15 protein-coding genes and 1 other annotated feature are annotated in these 20,853 nt (G+C 53.5%); of the genes, 1 reads left to right on the top strand and 14 read right to left on the bottom strand.

Annotated elements, in window-relative coordinates; all coding sequences use genetic code 11:
• Positions 1-43: 43 nt before the first annotated feature.
• A complete protein-coding gene (locus tag DPV68_RS05355) occupies positions 44-1,261 on the bottom strand; it encodes a bifunctional folylpolyglutamate synthase/dihydrofolate synthase (RefSeq protein WP_114165770.1) in 1,218 nt (405 codons plus the stop codon).
• 114 nt (positions 1,262-1,375) lie between these two features.
• Here DPV68_RS05355 and DPV68_RS05350 point away from each other — a divergent pair, with 114 nt between their 5' ends.
• Positions 1,376-2,818 carry a protein adenylyltransferase SelO gene (locus DPV68_RS05350; protein WP_114165769.1) on the top strand — a complete coding sequence of 481 codons (1,443 nt, stop codon included), beginning with the start codon at positions 1,376-1,378 and terminating at the stop codon, positions 2,816-2,818.
• A gap of 446 nt (positions 2,819-3,264) precedes the next feature.
• Here the strand turns inward: DPV68_RS05350 and DPV68_RS05345 are convergent, their stop codons facing one another.
• The 13 genes from DPV68_RS05345 to DPV68_RS05285 form a co-directional block, all read right to left on the bottom strand.
• Positions 3,265-4,020 carry a hypothetical protein gene (locus DPV68_RS05345; protein WP_114165768.1) on the bottom strand — a complete coding sequence of 252 codons (756 nt, stop codon included), beginning with the start codon at positions 4,018-4,020 and terminating at the stop codon, positions 3,265-3,267.
• Between the two features lie 94 nt (positions 4,021-4,114).
• Entirely contained in the window at positions 4,115-6,766 is a 2,652-nt protein-coding gene (locus tag DPV68_RS05340) for a valine--tRNA ligase (RefSeq protein WP_114165767.1), read from the bottom strand.
• Positions 6,767-6,821: 55 nt separating this feature from the next.
• Positions 6,822-7,041: a binding site (T-box leader), on the bottom strand.
• Positions 7,042-7,088: 47 nt separating this feature from the next.
• Complete coding sequence (gene hemL, locus DPV68_RS05335) at positions 7,089-8,393, bottom strand: glutamate-1-semialdehyde 2,1-aminomutase (protein WP_114165766.1); 1,305 nt, start codon at positions 8,391-8,393, stop codon at positions 7,089-7,091.
• The gene (gene hemB / locus DPV68_RS05330; protein ID WP_114165765.1) at positions 8,390-9,370 is read right to left on the bottom strand and encodes a porphobilinogen synthase; all 981 of its coding nucleotides are present in this window, start codon (positions 9,368-9,370) and stop codon (positions 8,390-8,392) included. The genes hemL and hemB overlap by 4 nt, the downstream gene beginning before the upstream one ends.
• Complete coding sequence (locus tag DPV68_RS05325; protein WP_114165764.1) at positions 9,367-10,032, bottom strand: uroporphyrinogen-III synthase; 666 nt, start codon at positions 10,030-10,032, stop codon at positions 9,367-9,369. Before DPV68_RS05325 ends, hemB begins: the two co-directional genes overlap by 4 nt.
• Entirely contained in the window at positions 10,025-10,942 is a 918-nt protein-coding gene (gene hemC, locus DPV68_RS05320; protein ID WP_114165763.1) for a hydroxymethylbilane synthase, read from the bottom strand. The genes DPV68_RS05325 and hemC overlap by 8 nt, the downstream gene beginning before the upstream one ends.
• Positions 10,943-11,000: 58 nt before the next feature.
• Positions 11,001-12,344 (bottom strand): glutamyl-tRNA reductase, encoded by a 1,344-nt coding sequence (gene hemA / locus DPV68_RS05315; protein WP_114165762.1) that lies wholly within the window; start codon positions 12,342-12,344, stop codon positions 11,001-11,003.
• 184 nt (positions 12,345-12,528) lie between these two features.
• Complete coding sequence (locus tag DPV68_RS05310; RefSeq protein ID WP_114165761.1) at positions 12,529-13,704, bottom strand: AI-2E family transporter; 1,176 nt, start codon at positions 13,702-13,704, stop codon at positions 12,529-12,531.
• A 109-nt stretch (positions 13,705-13,813) separates the two neighbouring features.
• On the bottom strand, positions 13,814-14,410 hold the full coding sequence (gene yihA, locus DPV68_RS05305; RefSeq protein ID WP_114165760.1) for a ribosome biogenesis GTP-binding protein YihA/YsxC: 597 nt from the start codon (positions 14,408-14,410) through the stop codon (positions 13,814-13,816).
• Positions 14,410-16,710: an endopeptidase La gene (gene lon / locus DPV68_RS05300; protein ID WP_114165759.1), complete on the bottom strand. Its 2,301-nt coding sequence runs from the start codon at positions 16,708-16,710 to the stop codon at positions 14,410-14,412. The genes yihA and lon overlap by 1 nt, the downstream gene beginning before the upstream one ends.
• Before the next feature lie 69 nt (positions 16,711-16,779).
• The gene (gene clpX, locus DPV68_RS05295) at positions 16,780-18,048 is read right to left on the bottom strand and encodes an ATP-dependent protease ATP-binding subunit ClpX (protein WP_114165758.1); all 1,269 of its coding nucleotides are present in this window, start codon (positions 18,046-18,048) and stop codon (positions 16,780-16,782) included.
• A gap of 210 nt (positions 18,049-18,258) precedes the next feature.
• Positions 18,259-19,551, bottom strand: a complete 1,293-nt coding sequence (tig, locus tag DPV68_RS05290) for a trigger factor (RefSeq protein ID WP_114165757.1) — start codon at positions 19,549-19,551, stop codon at positions 18,259-18,261.
• 88 nt (positions 19,552-19,639) lie between these two features.
• The gene (locus DPV68_RS05285; RefSeq protein ID WP_114165756.1) at positions 19,640-20,545 is read right to left on the bottom strand and encodes a hypothetical protein; all 906 of its coding nucleotides are present in this window, start codon (positions 20,543-20,545) and stop codon (positions 19,640-19,642) included.
• Positions 20,546-20,853 lie beyond the last annotated feature (308 nt).

Below are 20,853 nucleotides of genomic sequence, written 5' to 3'. Positions count from 1 at the left end.
AATTATCCCACCGTCTTCAAAAAATATACATCAATTTCTTCCATTATAGGTAAATGGTTTTAGTCCAATATGCTCTCACTTCACTAATGAAATAAAGTGAGCCCGTGACAACTAACGTGCTTGTTTGTGGCTTCTCTAGCCAATCCAGAAGCCATTCCTTCCACTCGACGTAGTCAGCCCCGTCCTCAACCAAACGTCCCTTCATCCGCGCCCTCGGAAAATCGAACGTCGTCTCGTGTACGTGTCCGACCTCCTGTAGCGAATTGACCATCGCGACTCTGTCCTTATCTTCTAGAATCGCAGCAAGCACGGTCACGTCCTGTTCAAGTTTTAACTGTTCAACTAAAGCGGCAATCCCTTCCGGATTATGGGCTCCATCCAAAATGATGCGCGGTTCTGTTGAAACGAGCTCATAACGTCCTGGATGTTGCGCTCGCTTGAGACCGATTCGTATCGCTTTCTCAGACCATTCGAGCTGACGCGCGACCGCGACCGCACACGCCCCGTTGTAGGCCTGGTGGTGCCCCGTCAAACCGAGCGTCACCGCAGACATCCCTTCATACGTGACGACCGTTTCAATCCCGTCCTCGATGGCCATCACAAGCGGCGTGACGTCCCGGATCGGTGCGTTCATGTCTTTCCCTTTTCGTACGAGCAAATCAATCAACCGCTCATCTGTCAGACTATGGAACATCGGCACGCCCGACTTCATGATGCCGAACTTCTCCATGGCGATCTCTTCGAGCGTGTCGCCGAGAATCCCTTGATGATCGTGCCCGATCGATGTCACGACCGTCGCGAGCGGACGCTTCAACACGTTCGTCGAATCGAGACGACCGCCAAGGCCGACTTCCCAAATGACAAGGTCGGGCTGTTGCTCATGGAAATACAGCCACGCCATGACCGTCAGCAGTTCGAACTCGGTCAACGTCTCCGGTGATGAAGCCGCACAGTCACGCACGCGGTTGGCGATACGGACGAGGTCTTCTTCCCGGATCGGTTCTCCGTTCAACATGATCCGCTCCTCGAACTGGATGATGTATGGCGAGATGAACGTCCCGACGCGTAATCCTTGCGCCATTCCCATCGCCCGCAAAAAGGCGACGGTCGACCCTTTTCCGTTCGTTCCTGCGACATGGACCGATGGCAACTCTTCGATCCCTAACGCCTCAAGCATCCAGGCGACCCGCTCAAGTCCCGGTTTGATCCCAAATCGCAACTGTCCATTTAACCAACCCAACACATCTTGTCTCGTCAACATGTTCACTCACTCCTGTATTTACACTTCTGTTCCATCTTACCAAAAATCGTCGGACTCTAAGAGAAAGAATCGGTTGTGCTATACTCAAAGCGAATCAAGATAGGAGGAATCCATATGTCAACCTCAGATTGGAACTTTGAAGCAACCTATCTCGAGCTTCGCGAGTTGTTTTACAATCGAGGACCGGTTCATCCGGTTGCTTCTCCACAACTCGTTCTATTGAATGAACCACTTGCCGACACACTCGGCTTAAATAGATTGACGCTACGAGACGATGTCGCTTTGTTAGCGGGCAATGAACAGACGTCCACTTCGTTCTCGCAAGCATATGCCGGCCACCAGTTCGGTCACTTCACGATGCTCGGGGACGGACGGGCGCTCATGCTCGGGGAATACGTCGCCCCGAACGGAAAACGTTTCGACGTACAATTGAAAGGCTCTGGTCCGACCGCGTATTCAAGAGGCGGCGATGGACGGGCCGCCGTCGGGCCGATGGTGCGCGAATTTCTCATCAGTGAGGCGATGCACGCGCTCGGCATCCCGACGAACCGAGCGCTCGCCGTCGTCACGACCGGTGAGCCGATTATGCGCCAAGGTCCGAAGCATGGGGCCGTGTTGACGCGCGTCGCCTCAAGTCACATCCGGGTCGGCACGTTCCAATACGCCGCTGCAGCTGGCTCGATCGACGACGTCGTTGCGCTCGCCGATTATGCGATCCAGCGCCACGACCCCGACCTTAAAGGGCTACCAGATCGCTATGAACAGTTCCTCGGCCGCGTCATCACCCGGCAGGCGAAACTGATCGCGAACTGGCAACTCATCGGATTCATCCACGGCGTCATGAACACGGATAACACGTTCATCAGCGGTGAAGGACTCGATTATGGCCCGTGTGCGTTCATGGACACGTATCATCCAAACACCGTCTTCAGCTCGATTGACCGCGAGGGACGCTACGCCTACGCGAACCAGCCGTATATCGGGTCGTGGAACTTGGCCCGCCTGGCCGAGACATTGCTCCCGCTCCTCGCCGACACGCATGAAGCTGCCGTCGATATCGCCAACAAGCTGTTGAACGACTACACGGAGACGTACAAAGACGCCTACTTCACCGGTCTCGCCCATAAAATCGGACTCTACGTCCGTAAAGACGAAGACGACACACTGACGGACGAATTGTTACGACTCATGATGGAAACCGAGGCCGACTTCACGAACACGTTCCGCGCGCTCACGCTCGGCGATACGGATGCGCTCGCTTTCGCCAATCGAGATGACGGCAAGGCGTGGCTCGCCGCTTGGCGGAAACGTCTCAATGAACAAGGTCTTCCTGATGAGGACGTCATCCGGCTCATGCGTCAGCACAACCCGGCCGTCATCCCGCGCAATCATCATGTCGAGGCCGCCATCACGGCAGCCGAACGCGGTGACTTTGAACCGACCCATGCCTTGCTCGACGTATTGCGAAACCCGTATGACTATGAAGCCGACTACGGACGCTACGTCTCACCCGGACCACCACGGACGTATCCGTATCAGACGTTTTGCGGCACATGAACCATCTCGCTTTTGCGGGATGGTTTTTTGTAGGAACTTTTTTGCGATTCGCCACGTAGCATAGACAAAATCTGTTTGGAGGTTTTATAAACCCGCTTACTCGCCTCAGTCGTTTCCTTAGGTTTTGCTTGCATGATTTCGCTTGAGCTCTGGCAAGGACCGTTTCTCAGTAACTGGGTCTGGACGATGCCCGCTTTCTTCTTAGGTGTGTCGTTCGTTCAATTTATGAAACTTTTGAACGAGCTTGAATGGAGTGAAACAAAATGAAAATGACCATCTTGCCCCTGATGACTATAATGAGTTTGTCAGTTTTCATCGTTTACAATTTATATTTATTATTGACGAGTCAACAGATTCAATCTCATTTGACCGGCACCGGATTTGCCGCACGACGATTTCCTTCAACAAACGACCCGAATGTCTCTATCGACGCTCGGGTCGTGATTTTATTTAGAATCGACGAATGGAAAAGACACAGATGAAGGTTTTGGGAGAGAATCAGCCAACGTCAGCAACTCTTCTTCTGAGATATTTCCTGTTACAATGATCAATCGACCTTGAGACAGATAATATAAACCGTTCCCATATGACTGGTCCAATACATATCGCTTCGGTTGATCGGACATCTCCCCTTCGACTTCACTAAAATCGTCTGTCGAAATGATGCTGATGAGTCGTTTTTCATCGTATAACGTCCAAAGCATTACCGGCCAATCCGCACCTGAATAATCAGAGTGAATCACATTCATCTCTTTTACTGGAAAGTCTAATCCATGGGCAACTGCCGTTGATGATTGTGGCATACCAAACCGCTGCATTCCACGCTGGCCCCACTCGCCCTCTCGATCGTAAATAAATACGCCGAATGGATTCTCACGATCCGGGACGGTCATCGCGACCAACCCGATTCCTCCGATCATCGTTTCAGTTAAAATCATATCCTTCGATAAATGTCCCGTAGACCCATCTTCATATTGAATGGTAATTTGTGCCACGACCGCATCCGAGATCCGCTCAGTTCCTGCTGGTACATCTGTAATCGTTGTCCCTATCACGTCCTGACGAGGTAATGGCGATTCGTCAATCGATTTTACTTCTTTCACTTCCTCCACTTGTACAGTTTCGACAGACTCCATCTCTTTTGGCGTCGTACACCCGACTAATCCCAATGTTAGAACACATGCTGCCCCGATTCGTTTCATTTGATATCCCCTTTTCATGTCTATCTCCCTAACATTCCACCAAACGACAAAAAAACCTTCTTCGGAGAACAAGTCTCCAAAGAAGGTTGATTCATTATTTACGCAACTCTTCCAAACGCGCACGGACTGCGTCACGCTTGTCGAGGTAGTCTTTCTCTTTCGCCTTCTCTTCGTCGATGACGTGAGCCGGTGCCTTGCCTGTGAAGCCTGGGTTGCCGAGTTTCTTCTGAACGCGCTCGACTTCCTTCTCGTACTTCGCCACTTCTTTCTCAAGACGGGCGATCTCTTCTTCAAAGTTGATGAGGTCGGCGAGCGGGATGAACAGCTCCGCACCCGTCATGATGGCCGACATCGACTTATCAGGAGCCGTCAAGCCGCGTCCGATTTCGAGCTCGGTCGCGTTCGTAAACTTGCCAATCGTCGTCTCGTTCGCGCTCAAGTAACCTTGTGTCGCCTCATCCGACGTCGAGATGAAGAGCTGAATCGGTTTCGACATCGGGGCGTTCACTTCCGAGCGGATGTTACGGACCGAACGGATGACGTTCATGACTGCTTCAAACGCTGGTACCGAGTCCGCGAAGTGGAGCTCGTCGCGACGTGTCGGGTAGCTCGCACGGACGATCGAATCGCCTTCGTGCGGCAAGTGCTGCCAGATTTCCTCGGTGAGGAACGGCATGAACGGATGCATAAGACGCATGATCGAGTCGAGCGTATACGCGAGCACTGAACGTGTCGTCGCTTTCGCCGCCTCGTCCTCACCGTAGAGCGTGAGTTTCGCCATCTCGATGTACCAGTTACAGAACTCTTCCCAGATGAAGTTGTACAAGTAACGACCGGCTTCGCCGAACTCGTATTTGTCGACGAGACGCGTCACTTGGTCGATCGTGTCGTTCAAGCGAGTCAAAATCCACTTGTCGGCGAGCGTCTTCTCACCTGATAGGTCGATATCTTCGTACTTCATGCCGTCCATGTTCATGAGGGCGAAACGGCTCGCGTTCCAAATCTTGTTCGCGAAGTTCCATGTCGACTCGATCTTCTCCCAGTAGAAGCGAAGGTCGTTCCCTGGTGTCGATCCTGTGAGGAGGAACCAGCGGAGCGAGTCCGCGCCGTATTGGTCGATGACTTCCATCGGGTCGACGCCGTTTCCGAGCGATTTCGACATCTTGCGGCCTTCCGAGTCGCGGATGAGACCGTGGATGAGCACGTCGTTGAACGGTTGCTTCCCTGTGAACTCGAGCGATTGGAAAATCATGCGCGATACCCAGAAGAAGATGATGTCATAACCCGTGACGAGCGCGCTCGTCGGGAAGTAACGTTTGAAGTCTGCTGAATCCGTGTCCGGCCAGCCCATCGTCGAGAACGGCCAGAGCGCCGACGAAAACCACGTGTCGAGCACGTCTTCGTCTTGATGCCAGTTCTCACTGTCCGCCGGCGCTTCTTTGCCTACATAAATCTCACCTGTCTCATTGTGGTACCAAGCCGGGATGCGGTGCCCCCACCAGAGTTGACGGCTGATACACCAATCGCGGATGTTTTCCATCCAACGGAGGTATGTGCCTTCGAACCGTTCTGGGACGAAGTTGACTTTCGTATCGTCATGTCCTTGCGCTTCGAGCGCTGCTTTCGCGAGCGGCTCCATGTCGACGAACCACTGCTTCGAAAGATACGGCTCGATGACCGCGCCTGAACGTTCCGAGTGACCGACCGAGTGCGTGTGCGGCTCGATTTTGACGAGCGTGCCGTCCGCTTCTAAATCTTTCACGAGTTGCTTGCGGCATTCGAAGCGGTCGAGCCCTTCGTACTTGCCGGCGTTCTCGTTCATCTTGCCGCCTTCGTCCATGACGAGGATGCGCGGGAGCTCGTGGCGGTTCCCGATCTCGAAGTCGTTCGGGTCGTGCGCCGGTGTGATCTTGACGCAACCTGTACCGAACTCCATGTCGACGTAGTCGTCAGCAACGATCGGGATCTCACGGTTCATGACCGGAAGCATGATCGTCTTGCCGACGAGGTGCGCATAGCGCTCATCTTTCGGGTTGACGGCAACGGCCGTATCACCGAGCATTGTCTCTGGACGTGTCGTCGCGATTTCGATGTGGCCCGAGCCGTCAGCGAGCGGGTACTTCATGTGGTAGAACGCGCCTTCGACTTCTTGGTAGATGACTTCGATATCGGAGACGGCCGTCTTTTGCGCCGGGTCCCAGTTGACGATATACTCGCCGCGGTAAATCAAGCCTTTCTCATAGAGACGGACGAACACTTCCTGGACCGCTTTCGAGAGCCCTTCGTCGAGCGTGAAGCGCTCACGCGAATAATCGAGACCGAGGCCAAGTTTTGACCATTGGGCCCGGATCGTGTCGGCGTACTCGTCTTTCCATTCCCACGTTTTCTCGAGGAACTTCTCGCGTCCGAGGTCGTAACGCATGATGCCGTCCTCACGGAGTTTCTGTTCGACTTTCGCCTGCGTCGCGATCCCGGCATGGTCCATCCCTGGGAGCCAGAGGACGTCATAGCCTTGCATGCGCTTGAGGCGCGTCAATAAATCTTGGAGCGTCGTGTCCCATGCGTGTCCGAGGTGAAGTTTCCCCGTGACGTTCGGTGGTGGGATGACGATCGTGTACGGCTGTTTTGAATCGTCCTCGTCTGCTTTGAATACGTCGTTCTCTAACCAGTAGTCATACCATTTCGCTTCCGTCGCACTTGGATCGTACTTCGTCGGCATGGTGATTTCGTTTGTCTCGTTGGCCATATGCCCAACCTCCTCTAGTAATGTGGACAAAAAAACGGCTACTCTCGTCCTTAACGCTAAGGACGAAAGAAGCCGTATCTTCCGCGGTACCACCTTAGTTCGCCACATGTGGCGCCCTCAAAATCGAATAACGGTCGATGGACCGGACCTTCCTACTTCGTTCAAAAGGTCAGCTCCGAGGCGACTTCCGCACCATCCTTCGCGGCCTCGCACCAAGCGGCCGCGTCTCTGAAAAAGGATGTTGTTGGCGTACTATTCCTCATCGTAGCTTTTGTTCGTATCTGTTAAACAATTGTAGCGACAGAAGCTGTTTCCGTCAAGATTACAATGAAAACTCTTGTTGCAGCTCTTTGAATGTCGCGTCGACCGCTGCGAGCGTCAAGTCGATATCTTCGTCCGTGTGAACGGTCGAGAGGAACAAGCCTTCGAACTGTGACGGTGGCAAGAACACGCCGCGCGCCGCCATCTTCTGATAGTAAGCACGGAACAAGTCGAGGTTCGCCGTCTTCGCTTTCTCGAAGTTCGTCACTTTCTCGTTCGTGAAGAAGAACCCGAACATCGAGCCGGCCCGGTTCGTGTCATGCGGGATGTTATACTTCTCGGCCGCTTTCGTGTAGCCTTCGGCGAGGCGGTCCGCTTTGCGTTCGAACTCGGCGTAGTGCTCAGGCTTGAGTTGAGACAGCGTCGTGTAGCCGGCGATCATCGCGAGCGGGTTCCCTGAGAGCGTCCCGGCCTGGTAAATCGGCCCTTGCGGCGCGATTTGTTCCATGATCTCGCGTTTCCCGCCGTAGGCACCGACCGGAAGGCCGCCGCCGATGACTTTCCCGAGGCACGTCAAGTCCGGCGTCACGCCGAAGTAGCCTTGGGCACAGTTATAGCCGACCCGGAATCCGGTCATGACCTCGTCAAAGATGAGAAGCGCGCCGTACTGTTCCGTGATCTCGCGGAGTCCTTCGAGGAATCCCGGTTGCGGGGGCACGAAGCCCATGTTGCCGGCCGCCGGTTCGACGATGACACCAGCGATATCGTCGCCGAACTTTTCGAACGCGACGCGGAGGGCATCCAAATCGTTATACGGCACCGTGAGCGTCTGGCTCGCCAAGTCTTTCGGCACGCCCGGTGAGTCCGGTAGACCGAGCGTTGCGACGCCTGAACCGGCCTTGATGAGGAGCGAGTCGCCGTGACCGTGGTAGCAACCTTCGAACTTCAAGATTTTCGTCTTGCCCGTGTACCCGCGTGCGAGGCGAAGTGCCGCCATCGTCGCTTCCGTACCCGAGTTGACCATGCGCACCATCTCGATCGATGGGACGCGCTCGATGACGAGCTCGGCCATTTTCGTCTCAAGCTCGGTCGGCGTCCCGAACGTCCAGCCTTTCTCGGCTTGTTCTTGAATCGCCTTCGTGACGACCGGGTCACGGTGGCCGAGGATGAGTGGTCCCCATGAGAGGACGTAGTCGATATATTCGTTGCCATCGACGTCGTAGACGCGTGAGCCTTCACCGCGTTCAGCGAAGATTGGCGTCATGCCGACAGATTTATAGGCACGGACCGGGCTATTCACCCCGCCCGGCATGAGCGGACGTGCTTGTTCGAACGCCGCTTCTGAGCGTGTTTGTTTATAGGTCATGAATAGTCTCCTTCCAAATAGCGACAGACGTCTTTTGCGAAATACGTGACGATGAGGTCCGCACCGGCCCGTTTGAAGCCGACCATCGTCTCCATGACGATCCGCTCTTCATCGACCCAGTCGTTCAACGCAGCCGCTTTGACCATGGCGTACTCTCCGCTCACGTTATACGCCACGATCGGCATATCGAGCGAGTCGCGCATGTCCCGGATGATGTCCATGAACGCGAGCGCCGGTTTGACGATCATGAAGTCGGCGCCTTGCTCGACGTCCGATTGTGATTCACGGAACGCTTCACGGCGGTTGGCCGGGTCCATCTGATAGCCTTTGCGGTCACCTTCACCAGGTGCCGATTGGGCCGCGTCACGGAACGGTCCGTAGTACGCCGATGCGTACTTGACGCCGTAACTCATAATTGGGATATGGTTGAATCCGTTTTGGTCGAGCCCTTCACGGATCGCGGCGACGAAGCCGTCCATCATCGAGCTCGGCGCGATGATGTCAGCGCCGGCTTGCGCTTGCGTGATGGCCGTCTGGACGTGAAGCGGTAATGACGCGTCGTTATCGACGTCACCGTTCTTCACGATGCCGCAGTGGCCCGTCGACGTGTATTCACAGAGGCATGTGTCGGCGATGACCGTGAGCTGTGGCGCCCACTCTTTCACTTTACGGATCGCTTCTTGGACGATGCCGTGGTCATGATAGGCCTCGCTACCTTCCGGGTCTTTATGTTCCGGCACGCCGAACAAGAGCACCGATTGAATGCCGAGGTCGACGATCTCGTTGATTTCGTCCTCAAGACGGTCGAGCGAGAAGTTGAAGACGCCAGGCATCGAGCTGACCTCACGTTTAATGTCTGTCCCTTCGATGATGAAGAGCGGGTAAATCAAATCTTCTTTCCGAACATGATTTTCACGTACGAGTGCACGCATCGACTTCGAGGAACGAAGGCGACGGTGACGGTCAAACTGGTTCATGAAAAATCCTCCCCTATACACTGTATTAATGCATCCATAGTATAACACTCAGGCACTCGGACCGGTAACGTCGACACTTCCCGTACAGCGCGCTCGGTTACTTCACCGATGGCGTACCACGTCCCGTGGAAATGGTCGAGGTACGGCGTGAGCGCGTGGACGGCGGACGGGCTGAGGACGAGGAGCGCCTCGATTCCTTCGAGCGCCTTGACTTCCATCTCCGTCAGTTCACGGCCGATCGTCTCATAGACGATCCAGTCGTGGACGTTATCGAGTTGTTTCATATGGTCCGTGTTCGCCAAGTCGCCCCGGGCGAACAGGACGACCTCGTCTGACTTTACGACAGTTGCAAGGTCATGGAACAACGCCTCGCCCGTAAACGTTTCCGGCATGAGCGCGACGGTGAATCCAACGGCCTCGAGTGCTTGTTTCGTTTTCTCGCCGACGGCCGCGACTTTGACGTCACGCGGGACGTCACAAAGCGCCGGTACCGCCGTCTGGCTCGTCACGACGAGCCAATCGAATCGGCTGATCGGCATCTGGTTGTGCGTCAATCTCGTCTCGATGAGCGGGACGTGATGAACGGAAAGACCGCTCGCAGTGAGCCGGGCTCGCTGCGAAGCGGTCAGTCGTTTTGTCCCTGTGTACCAGACGTCACGCATTGACCGAGGCGAGAATGTCGCGCCCGCCGCGTCCGAGCAAATCGTCTGCTACGTCTTTCCCGAGTGCGACCGCGTCTGACGACGTCTTCGTCACGCGGAGCACTTCTTTACCGTCGACCGAGGCGATGAGGCCTGTGAGCGTCACGTCGTCCCCGTCGACCGTCGCATAACCGCCGACCGGTACGTGGCAGCTGCCTTCGATCGCCTTGAGGAACGTCCGCTCCGCTGTCGCGGCTTTCGCCGTCACGTCGTCATGCAGGAGTTGCAGAATCGCCGTCACTTCAGCGTCGTCCTTCCGACTTTCGATGGCGAGCACACCTTGTCCGACGGCCGGGACCATCATGTCGGCGTCAAGCGCTTCGAAGTCGACGCGGTCCGTCCAACCCATCCGTTCGAGCCCGGCTTTGGCAAGCAAGATGGCGTTGAAGTTTTCCGTCTCGAGTTTTTTGAGGCGCGTGTCGATGTTGCCACGGATCCATTGAATCTCGAAGTCCGGGCGGGCGGCGAGCATCTGGGCACCACGACGAAGCGAGCTCGTCCCGATGACGGCACCTTCCGGGAGCGTCTCGAGCGTATAGCCGTTCTCACAAATGAGCACATCACGCGCGTCGACACGTTTCGGCATGCAGCTGATAAAGAGCTCTTCCGGCAACTCGGCCGGGACGTCTTTCATGCTGTGGACTGCGAAATCAATGTCGCCGGCGAGCATCTGTTGCTGGATCTCTTTGACGAACAACCCTTTACCGCCGACTTTTGATAGTTGCACGTCAACGATTTGGTCCCCTTTCGTCACGATTTCCTTGATTTCGAACTCGTTTTGAGCCCCAGCTTTCTTCAATTGGTCGATGACCCATTTCGTCTGTGTCATCGCAAGTTGTGAGCGGCGTGAGCCGACGATAATTTTACGCATAGTCCATATCCCCTTCATAGAAAAAGACGACGAGATCCGCCGCCTTTTTTGTTTTGTATTAGCGCATCAAAGCGCGGAGTGGTGCTTTCGCTGACATAGCTTCGGCTTCTTCCGTCTCCGGTTCGGCATCTGGAACGTCGACATTAAGGCCGAACGTCTCGACGAACTGATTGATGCGTGTGTTCGCATCTGGTTGCGCGGCGGCGTCTTTGATATAGTCGATCGGTTCACGAAGCATCTGGTTGATGATTGACTTCATGTGCTTGCCGATGACTTTTTTGTCGCGGTCCGACAGATGATCGAGCTTGCGCTCGAGGCTTTCCATCGTCTCTTCTTGAATGTGGAGCGCACGGGCACGCAATTCGTTCATAATCGGGACGACGCCGAGCGTGACGAGCCACGTTTGGAACTCTTGAATCGCCTCATCGATTTTGATTTCAATCTTTTCAGCTTCAATTAGACGGGCCGCCAAGTTTTTATTGACGATGCCGTTCAAGTCATCCACATCGAACAAGTGGACGCCTGGAAGCGCCCGGACCGCTGGATCGATATCTCGCGGCACGGCAATGTCGATTAATAACAATGGACGTTCCCGGCGAAGCAGTTGCGCGGCGGCAACGTCATCATAGGCGATGACCGCTTCTTTGGCACCGGTCGAGCTGATTAAAATATCGGCGTCTAAAAGTCCGCAGGCAATCTCGCGAATCGAATGGGCCCGACCCTTGAACTTGTCAGCGACCGCTTTCGCTTTACTCTCGGTCCGGTTGAAGACGGCGATTTGTTTCGCACCGGCCTCGAACAAATTGAGCGTCGTCAACTCGCCTGTCTCACCGGCACCGACGACGACGACTTGTTTGTCGTCGAGCGACGAATACATCTCTTGGGCGAGCGCGACGGCCGCCGAGCTGACCGATACCGACATTTCCCCAATTTGCGTGTCGGTATGGGCGCGTTTGGCGAGCGTCACGGCCTCTTTGAACAGTTTATTGAACACCGTTCCCGTCGTCCCGTTCTCTTGGGCGCGGAAGAAGCTCGATTTCACTTGTCCTAAAATCTGTGTTTCCCCGATGATCATCGAATCGAGTCCAGACGTGACACGGAACAAGTGGCGAATCGCCTCTTCTCCTTCACGAATCGACAAATAAGGGGTGAATTGGTCCATCTCTAAATCAAACCAATTCGCTAAAAAACGTTTTGTATAATAACGACCCGTATGGAGCTGGTCTGTGACGACGTAAAGCTCCGTTCGGTTACAAGTCGACAAAATAACCGATTCAAATATGCTCTTCTCTTCGCGAAGTGCAATCATCGCATCCACGATTTCTTGCTCCCCAAACGAGAACTGCTCCCGAATCGCGACAGGGGCTGTCTTGTTATTTAGTCCAACGACGACAATATGCATGTACCTCTTCCCCTCATCCCAAAATCCACCGACGGTTGTCTCTTCTTTTACATCTCTACCGTACATTATAACAATTTTTATTTAGGAACTATAATCTTCTGTTCGATTTTAGTGAAATAATTTAAGAACTTTCTGTGACAGAAAAAAGTAGAAACGGACACAGAGACCATTTCTACTTGTTCAATCATTTCAGAGAGGACGGATCGGTGATGATTGGACTCTCATGTTTCTCTTCTTCTTCCACTTCGAGGTAATGCTTCCGCTCCCTCAGTTTATAGATGCGAACAATATTTTTCACGACGACTTTTGCCACCGCATAGAATGGAACCGCAATGAGCATCCCGATAATTCCGGCCAAGTTCCCGGCGACGAGCAAGACGATGATGATCGTCAGCGGGTGTACCTTGAGCGACTTGCCTTGGATGAGCGGTGAAATCACGTTCGATTCGATCTGTTGGACGATAATGATGACAACGATGACCCAGAGTACTTTAATCGGATCTTGGATGAAGGCGACGACGACGGCCGGTGCCGCACCGAGGAACGGTCCGACGTACGGGATGATGTTCGTCACCATCATGAACAGCGCGAGCAAAATCGCGTAGTCCAGGCCGATAATCCATAACCCGATGAGCGATGTGATTCCGACGAAGAACGCCACAATCAACTGCGCGTGCACATAGTTTTGAACTGTCATGTGCATATCATGCAGAATTTTACGTGTCTCCGTTTCATAGCTTGACGGGAGTAACTTCACAATTGAGTCTGGGAGACGTTTTCCGTCCAAAAGCATATACAATAGCATGAACGGGATGACGACGATGGTGATGACGGCCGAGGTGATAAAGCCGACGAATTGGCCGAGCGATGAGGCGATATTCCCAAAGATATCTCCGAGGTACGTCGTGACATTGTTCGTGAATTCGGTGAACATGTCGTCGTTCTCGGCGACGAAGCGTGACAAGAACTCGTTTTGCATGAGCGAGTCCCGGACCGCGAACGCCTGCACCTGCAACTCTTTAGCGATGCTCGGCAACGCATTGACGAGTGATGAGATTTGTTCGCCTAATACAGGTCCGAGAACGCTGAAGACGAGCGTAAAAATCAGCACGAGTCCTCCAAGTGTGATGCCGACGGCAAGCGGACGTTTGCCTTCCATCCGCTTCTCTAAAAAGTCGACGATCCCGACCAAAAAATAAAAGAAAAGTCCGGCAATGATAAGCGGTACCGTGACGAGCGCCAAAATGACTTGGATCGGCTCGAACACAAAAGAGATTTCCGTGCCGACCAAGATGACCAAGAAAATCGTCAGTGTCCAAAATAAGAAGCGGTACCATTTGTTCTGAAACATGATTTGCATCTTTCCACCTCGTTCTTTATGAACTTGTCTTATGTATTACACAATTATACGATACTTACCCGCTCGCGTAACCCCGAAAACAAAAAAGACGAGGGATCCCCTCGTCTACTCAATCTTCGTCTTGTGACAATAACTCATAAATCGCTTTCCACGCTTCGTCTTTTCCTTCTGCCGTCTCTGCCGAGAAAGCGACGAACCGGTCCGTCGACTCGAACTGAAGCTTCCGTTTGACGGCCGCCTCGTGTTTTTGACGTTGCGCCTTCTTGATTTTATCGAGCTTCGTCGCCACGACGATGACCGGGATCTCATAATGCTTCAAGAAATTGTACATCGTCACGTCGTCACCCGTCGGCTCATGACGGATATCGACTAAGAGGACGACGCCGCGAAGCGCGCTCTGTAACGTCAAGTACTGCTCCATCATGACGCCCCACTTCTCGCGCTCCGTCTTCGACACTTTCGCGTAGCCGTAGCCCGGGACGTCGACGAACATGATCTCATCGTTGATGTTGAAGAAGTTCAGCGTCTGCGTCTTCCCAGGTTTTGAAGATGTCCGCGCGAGTGCTTTCCGCTGACAAATCTTGTTGATGAATGACGATTTCCCGACGTTCGAACGGCCGGCGAGTGCGACTTCCGGCAACTCGTGAATCGGGTAATGGTCCGGTGCGACGGCACTCGTGACAAATTCTGCTTTAGTGATTTTCATTAGTTTCCTCCAAATGCTACTTCTAATACTTGATCGAGCGTCGTGACCGGGACGAACGTCAATTTCTCACGGACGGTGTCTTGAATGTCATCGATGTCACGTTCATTGTCTTTCGGAATGACGATCGTCGTCAAGCCGGCACGGTGTGCGGCGAGCGCTTTCTCTTTCAAGCCGCCGATTGGCAGGACGCGGCCACGGAGCGTGATTTCTCCGGTCATCCCGATATCACGGCGGACTTTCGTACCGGTCAACGCCGAGATGAGCGCCGTCGCGATGGTAATGCCGGCTGATGGCCCGTCTTTCGGGACGGCACCTTCCGGAACGTGGATATGCACGTCTTGGCGTTCATAGAACGTCGGGTCAATCCCGAACCGTTCTGCGTTCGAACGGACATAACTATACGCCGTCTGCGCTGATTCTTGCATGACGTCACCGAGTTTCCCCGTCAATTGCAGCTTGCCCTTACCAGGTGCAAGCGCCACTTCAATCGTGAGCGTGTCGCCCCCGAACGCCGTGTAGGCGAGTCCGGTGACGGCCCCAATCGAGTCTTCCGTCTCACCTTTGCCGTAGCGGTATTTCGGTTTCCCGAGGTAGTCGCCGAGGCTCTTCAATGAGACGGTGACGCGTTTCTTCTCGCCGATGGCGATTTGCTTCGCCGCTTTCCGGCAAAGCGAACCGATCACACGTTCCAAGTTTCGGACGCCGGCCTCACGCGTATAGCGGCGAACGACTTCGTAAAGTGCATCTTCTTTAATCGTGAGCTGGCTCTTCTTCAAGCCGTGCTCTTTATACTGCTTCGGTACCAAGTGACGCTTGGCGATCTCGACTTTCTCGAGTTCCGTGTAGCCGCCGATTTGGATGAGTTCCATCCGATCGAGAAGTGGCGCCGGGATTTGCGAGACGTCGTTCGCTGTCGCGATAAAGAGCACGTTCGATAAGTCGAACGGTTCTTCGATATAATGGTCCGAGAACGAGACGTTTTGTTCTGGATCGAGCACTTCGAGCATGGCCGATGCCGGGTCGCCCCGGAAATCGGACGCCATCTTGTCAATCTCATCGAGCAAGAACACCGGGTTCTTGCTTTCGGCCTGTTTCAAGCCGCGGATGATGCGGCCTGGCATCGCCCCGATATACGTGCGGCGATGACCACGAATCTCGGCCTCATCGCGCACGCCGCCGAGCGAGACGCGGACGAAGTGACGCTCGAGCGCCGAGGCGATTGATCGGGCGAGCGACGTCTTCCCCACCCCTGGAGGTCCGGCGAGACAAAGGATTGGTCCGCGGAGCGAGTTCGTCAATTGACGGACCGCCAAGTACTCAAGGATTCGGTCTTTGACCGATTCGAGACCATAATGGTCGTCATCTAACACATCGGCCGCGTGTTTGACATCGAGTTTATCTTCCGTCTCGATGCCCCACGGGAGCGAGGCGATCCAGTCGAGGTAGTTGCGGATGACCGCATACTCTGGTGACGTCGCCGGGACGACGTTCAACCGCTCGGCTTCGCGCATGACGTTCTTCCGTGTCGTCTCAGGCAACTCGAGTGCCTCGAGTTTCTCACGAAGACGGTTCGGCTCGGACTCTTGCGTCTGGTCGCCGAGCTCTTGCTGAATCGTCTTCATCTGCTCGCGTAAATAGTATTCTTTTTGTGCCTGCTCGATCGTCTTCTTCGTTCGCTCGCGCAGCTCTTGCTCAAGCTCGATGATTTCGACTTCATGCGTCATAATCTCGAGCAGCTCTAAGCCGCGCTTGACCGCATCCGCTTCTTCAAGCATCGCTTGGCGGATATCGACGTCAACATCGAGTTTTGAAGCGATGTAATCGGTCAACGACTCGAGCCGCTCATACATTTCGAAACGACGCCGCTCATCCGGTGACAATCCTTTGATTGACCCGACGAGCTTACCAAATTGTTCTTTCAGTAGTCGTACAAGTGCCGTCCGTTCGACTTCTTCTCCTTCGACGAGTTCGAGCGGCTCGACGTCGGCGAACCAGCCATCCTTCGTCTCTTCGATCGAGTTGACTTTGACGCGCTCTTTCCCGACAAGGCGGACGCGGACCGTATCGTTCGACAATTCGCTCATCTTGGCGATATGGACGCGTGTCCCGATGGCATATAGGTCCTCTGGTTCAGGTGATTCTTTGCCTGTCTCTTTTTGTGTCACGACAATCAAATCTGTCTCATGTTCCTTTGCGGCAAGGAGTGCCTGTAACGAGAGCGGGCGCCCTACGTCGATTGTCACGCCAATGAGCGGATACACGACGACTCCACGCAAAGGAAGGATTGGTAACTGTTCCATTACAACGCCTCCTGTGCAAAAAGGCCCAAAACTCGGATGTGCCGAGTGTTTGAGCCTTTTTCGTTAAAATTATGCTGTCTCTTTATTGTCGCCTGTCTGTTCGACAGTGCCATCGCGAAGCACGTATTTCGGACCGGCAAGACCCGTAATCGTTTCATCCGTGATGATGACTTTCTCGATATCGTCGCGCGATGGGACAGTGAACATCACATCGAGCATCATTTCTTCGATAATCGAGCGGAGACCGCGTGCGCCTGTCTTGCGTTTAATCGCAAGTTTGGCGATTTCAACCAACGCCTCTTCTGTGAACGAGAGTTCGACATCGTCGAGTTCGAGCATCTTCTCGTACTGACGAACGAGGGCGTTCTTCGGCTTCGTCAAAATCTCGACGAGTGCTTCCTCGTCAAGCGTCGTGAGCGTCGCCATGACCGGTAAGCGACCGATAAATTCCGGAATCAAACCGAATTTCTGAAGGTCTTCCGGAAGCGCGCGGGCGAGCAAGTCTTCTTGCGTCAACTCGCGGTTTTCTTGGTCGTTCCCAAATCCGATGACTTTCTTCCCGATACGGCGTTTGACGACCGCTTCGATGCCAGCGAACGCGCCGCCGACGATGAACAGGATGTTCGTCGTATCGATTTGGATGAACTCTTGATGCGGATGCTTCCGTCCACCTTGCGGCGGTACGCTTGCGACCGTACCTTCCAAAATTTTAAGAAGTGCCTGCTGAACGCCTTCACCCGATACGTCACGCGTAATCGATGGGTTTTCCGACTTACGGGCAATCTTATCGATTTCATCGATATAGATAATCCCTTTTTCAGCCTTCTCGACATCGTAGTCAGCCGATTGAATGAGCTTGAGCAAGATGTTCTCGACGTCTTCCCCGACGTAACCGGCTTCCGTCAAGCTCGTCGCGTCCGCGATGGCGAACGGGACGTTCAAGACGCGAGCCATCGTCTGAGCGAGAAGCGTCTTCCCGCTACCTGTTGGTCCGATCATGACGATGTTCGACTTCGAAAGTTCGACATCATCAGAACGGCCACCGGCGTTGATACGTTTATAGTGGTTATAGACAGCTACTGAAAGCGCACGTTTGGCGCGGTCTTGGCCAATGACGTAATCGTCTAGAATGTTACGGATCTCTTGTGGTTTTGGAATGTCTTTAAATTCGACTTCTTCCTCCACACCGAGCTCTTCCTCGACGATTTCATTGCAAAGTTCGATACATTCGTCACAAATGTATACGCCAGGACCGGCGACTAATTTACGGACTTGTTCTTGCGATTTTCCGCAAAACGAGCACTTGAGTTGCCCCTTTTCCTCGTTAAATTTGAACATTCGGTACACCCCTTCTGAATGGAAATGGATGTAAGTGCGATAAATCGCCTATTTGTATTTCCAGGTGCGCCTGCACCGTGAAAAGACATTTACATCTCTGCGTTGCAATAATTGTAGCATGAACAAATCACTTCATCAAAGATAAACACATGCAAAGTGTCGTGACGAAAAAAAGGACGACTGCTCGGCAGCCGTCCTTCTGTCATCCGATTACTTCGCTTTCCCGTTTTCAACGAGAACGTCGATCGCTTTACGGAATTTGAGGTCACCTTTGAGTGTCTCGATTCCGCCTTGTGGCGCGAGCATCGTGCGGAGTTGATCCGGTGCGATGTTGTAAAGTTTAGACATTTCTTCGAGTTCTTTCTCAGCATCTTCGTCAGACACTTCGATCGCTTCTTTCTCAGCGATTGCTTTCAAGACGAGACGAGCTTTAACGCGCTCTTCAGCTTGCTCTTTCATCTCTTCGCGCATCGCTTCTTCAGAAGTACCAGTGAGTTCGAAGTACATGTTGAGGTCGATTCCTTGTGAAGACACACGCGTGCCGAACTCTTGAACCATACGGTCTACTTCTTGGTCAACGAGTACTGCAGGTACGTCGATTGTCGCGTTCGCAGTTGCTTGCTCGACGAGTTGGTCGCGCATCGTGCCGTCCGCTTCTTGTTTCTTCGCAGTTTCTAAACGCTCACGGATTTTCGCTTTCAACTCGTCGAGTGATGAGACTGACTCGTCGATGTCTTTTGCGAACTCATCGTCGAGTTCAGGAACTTGCTTCGCTTTGACTTCGTGAAGTTTGACTTTGAATGTCGCTGGTTTACCCGCCAAGTTGTCAGCGTGGTACTCTTCAGGGAATGTTACTTCAACGTCTTTCTCTTCGCCAGCCGTCATGCCGACCATTTGCTCTTCGAATCCAGGGATGAATTGTCCTGAACCGATTTCGAGCGTGTAGTTTTCAGCCGTGCCGCCTTCGAATTGCTCTCCGTCAGCGAAACCTGCGAAATCAAAGACAGCTGTATCGCCGTTTTCGATTGCGCCTTCTTTGACAGCAAGCTCTGCGCCTTGCTGTTGAAGCGCGTCAAGTTCAGCTGTAACTTCTTCGTCAGTGACTGTTGTTTCAACAGCTTCGTACTCGAGACCTTTGTATTCGCCAAGCTCAGCTTCTGGCTCAACAACGAACGTTACTTTGAACGTTACAGGTTGGCCTTTTTCGAGCGTGCCGTCTACATCGATGTTTTCGAGAGCGATTGGTTCGAAACCAGCTTCTTCGACCGCACCTTGAACTGTGTCACGGTAGAGGATGTCGAGCGCATCTTGATAGAGTGCTTCTTCTCCGTACATTTTGTTGAACATTGGGCGTGGCAATTTCCCTTTACGGAAGCCAGGCACGTTCAAAGTTTTGACGACATCTTTGAATGCGGCGTCGACTGCTTTATCAAAAGCTTCTGCAGGTGCTTCGTACGTGAGTACGCCTTGGCTACCTGATGTTTTTTCCCATTTTGCTGTCATGCTAAGTCCCTCCAACAATTCGTTTATACGTACAAGAATGTACAACAATCCGTATTATAGCATAAATCCGGCGACTGCACACAAGGATTTAGTCTAGAAACGCCTCGGTGAAACGCATGTCCGCCTCAAGGATTTCCGCGGCGAGGCCGTCCGTTTCCTCATGTTGCAAGATGGCCGTTTTCGCCTGCCCGATCGCCGCCTCCACGTCAGACGCTTCTCGCGGTGTGAACGGGTAGTGCGTATACATGTAGTTCATGAGCAGCTGCGTCGCGATCTCGTCACCATACACGACCCGCTGCAATTGATTGGTCATCGCTTCCCACGCTTGCGTATGCACGGTCGCCTCGTCTTGCGTCAAGCGATGCCGTGTCCCGAGGTCCGTCCATTCGATGACCGGCAACTCGTCGAACGCTTTTTGGAGCACGATCAACTTCATCAACTTCGGCCGTTCCGCGACGAGGAGCTCTTTCAAGACGTTGTCGAGGACGTCATCGATATTGAAATGAACGTGTTCGAGCGTCTCGATTTGCTCGCCGATTCCGCCTAGATGTAAGATCCGCTTCACTTTGGCGATCGCAGCCGGGAACTCGGTCAACTTCAACACTTGCAGCACTTGATGGGCTTGCGTGTTGACGTGGTCGGTCTTTTCTTGCCACTCAAGATAGAGATTGATCCAATGGGCCGCCTCGAACGGTTGGTCACGCATGATGTAATACTGGGCGATTTGAAGCCCCCCGGTTGCAGGTTCTTCTGCTTCATGAATCTGTGTCGTGACGAGCTCTTCGAGTTTCTCCACCGTCTCCGGTTCTTCCGGACGCTCCATCAGACATTGGAATATTTCCATGAAAATAAATGAATCGCCGGGCACTGCCGCATACCAATCCCATAGAATCGGTTCGACCCGTTGCCGTTCCCCGGCCGCGTCTGCCTCTTGAATCATCTTCTGAAGCCGCGACCGGTTCCCTGGAAACGGGTACGCTTGCTCTTTTGCCATCTCCCCACACCCTTTCCACTCCTCTTCATCTTCCTTTAGGAATCGATTCGTTGTCAATCAATACCCCGAAAAACGAAAAAAGAGACAACCTCCGTGGAGGCTATCTCTATTTTAAATGGAAGTGTCCCAAGAGGGATTCGAACCCCCGACCGACGCCTTAGCTTACCACCATGGCTTTCGCCACCAACGTGTGTTGTTTGTAGTCTGGACTATATCTTCACCGTTTCAGGTGCGACACGTGTAGTCTCTACGGAACCTCACGAGCAAACTGCTCCTTCAACGGCTCTACCTCTAAAGGATGACCTTTA

Origin of the sequence: Exiguobacterium sp. TNDT2 (assembly GCF_003331145.1) — a bacterium.
In the GTDB taxonomy this organism is placed as follows: domain Bacteria; phylum Bacillota; class Bacilli; order Exiguobacteriales; family Exiguobacteriaceae; genus Exiguobacterium.
This window is presented reverse-complemented; position numbering and strand designations above follow the sequence as displayed.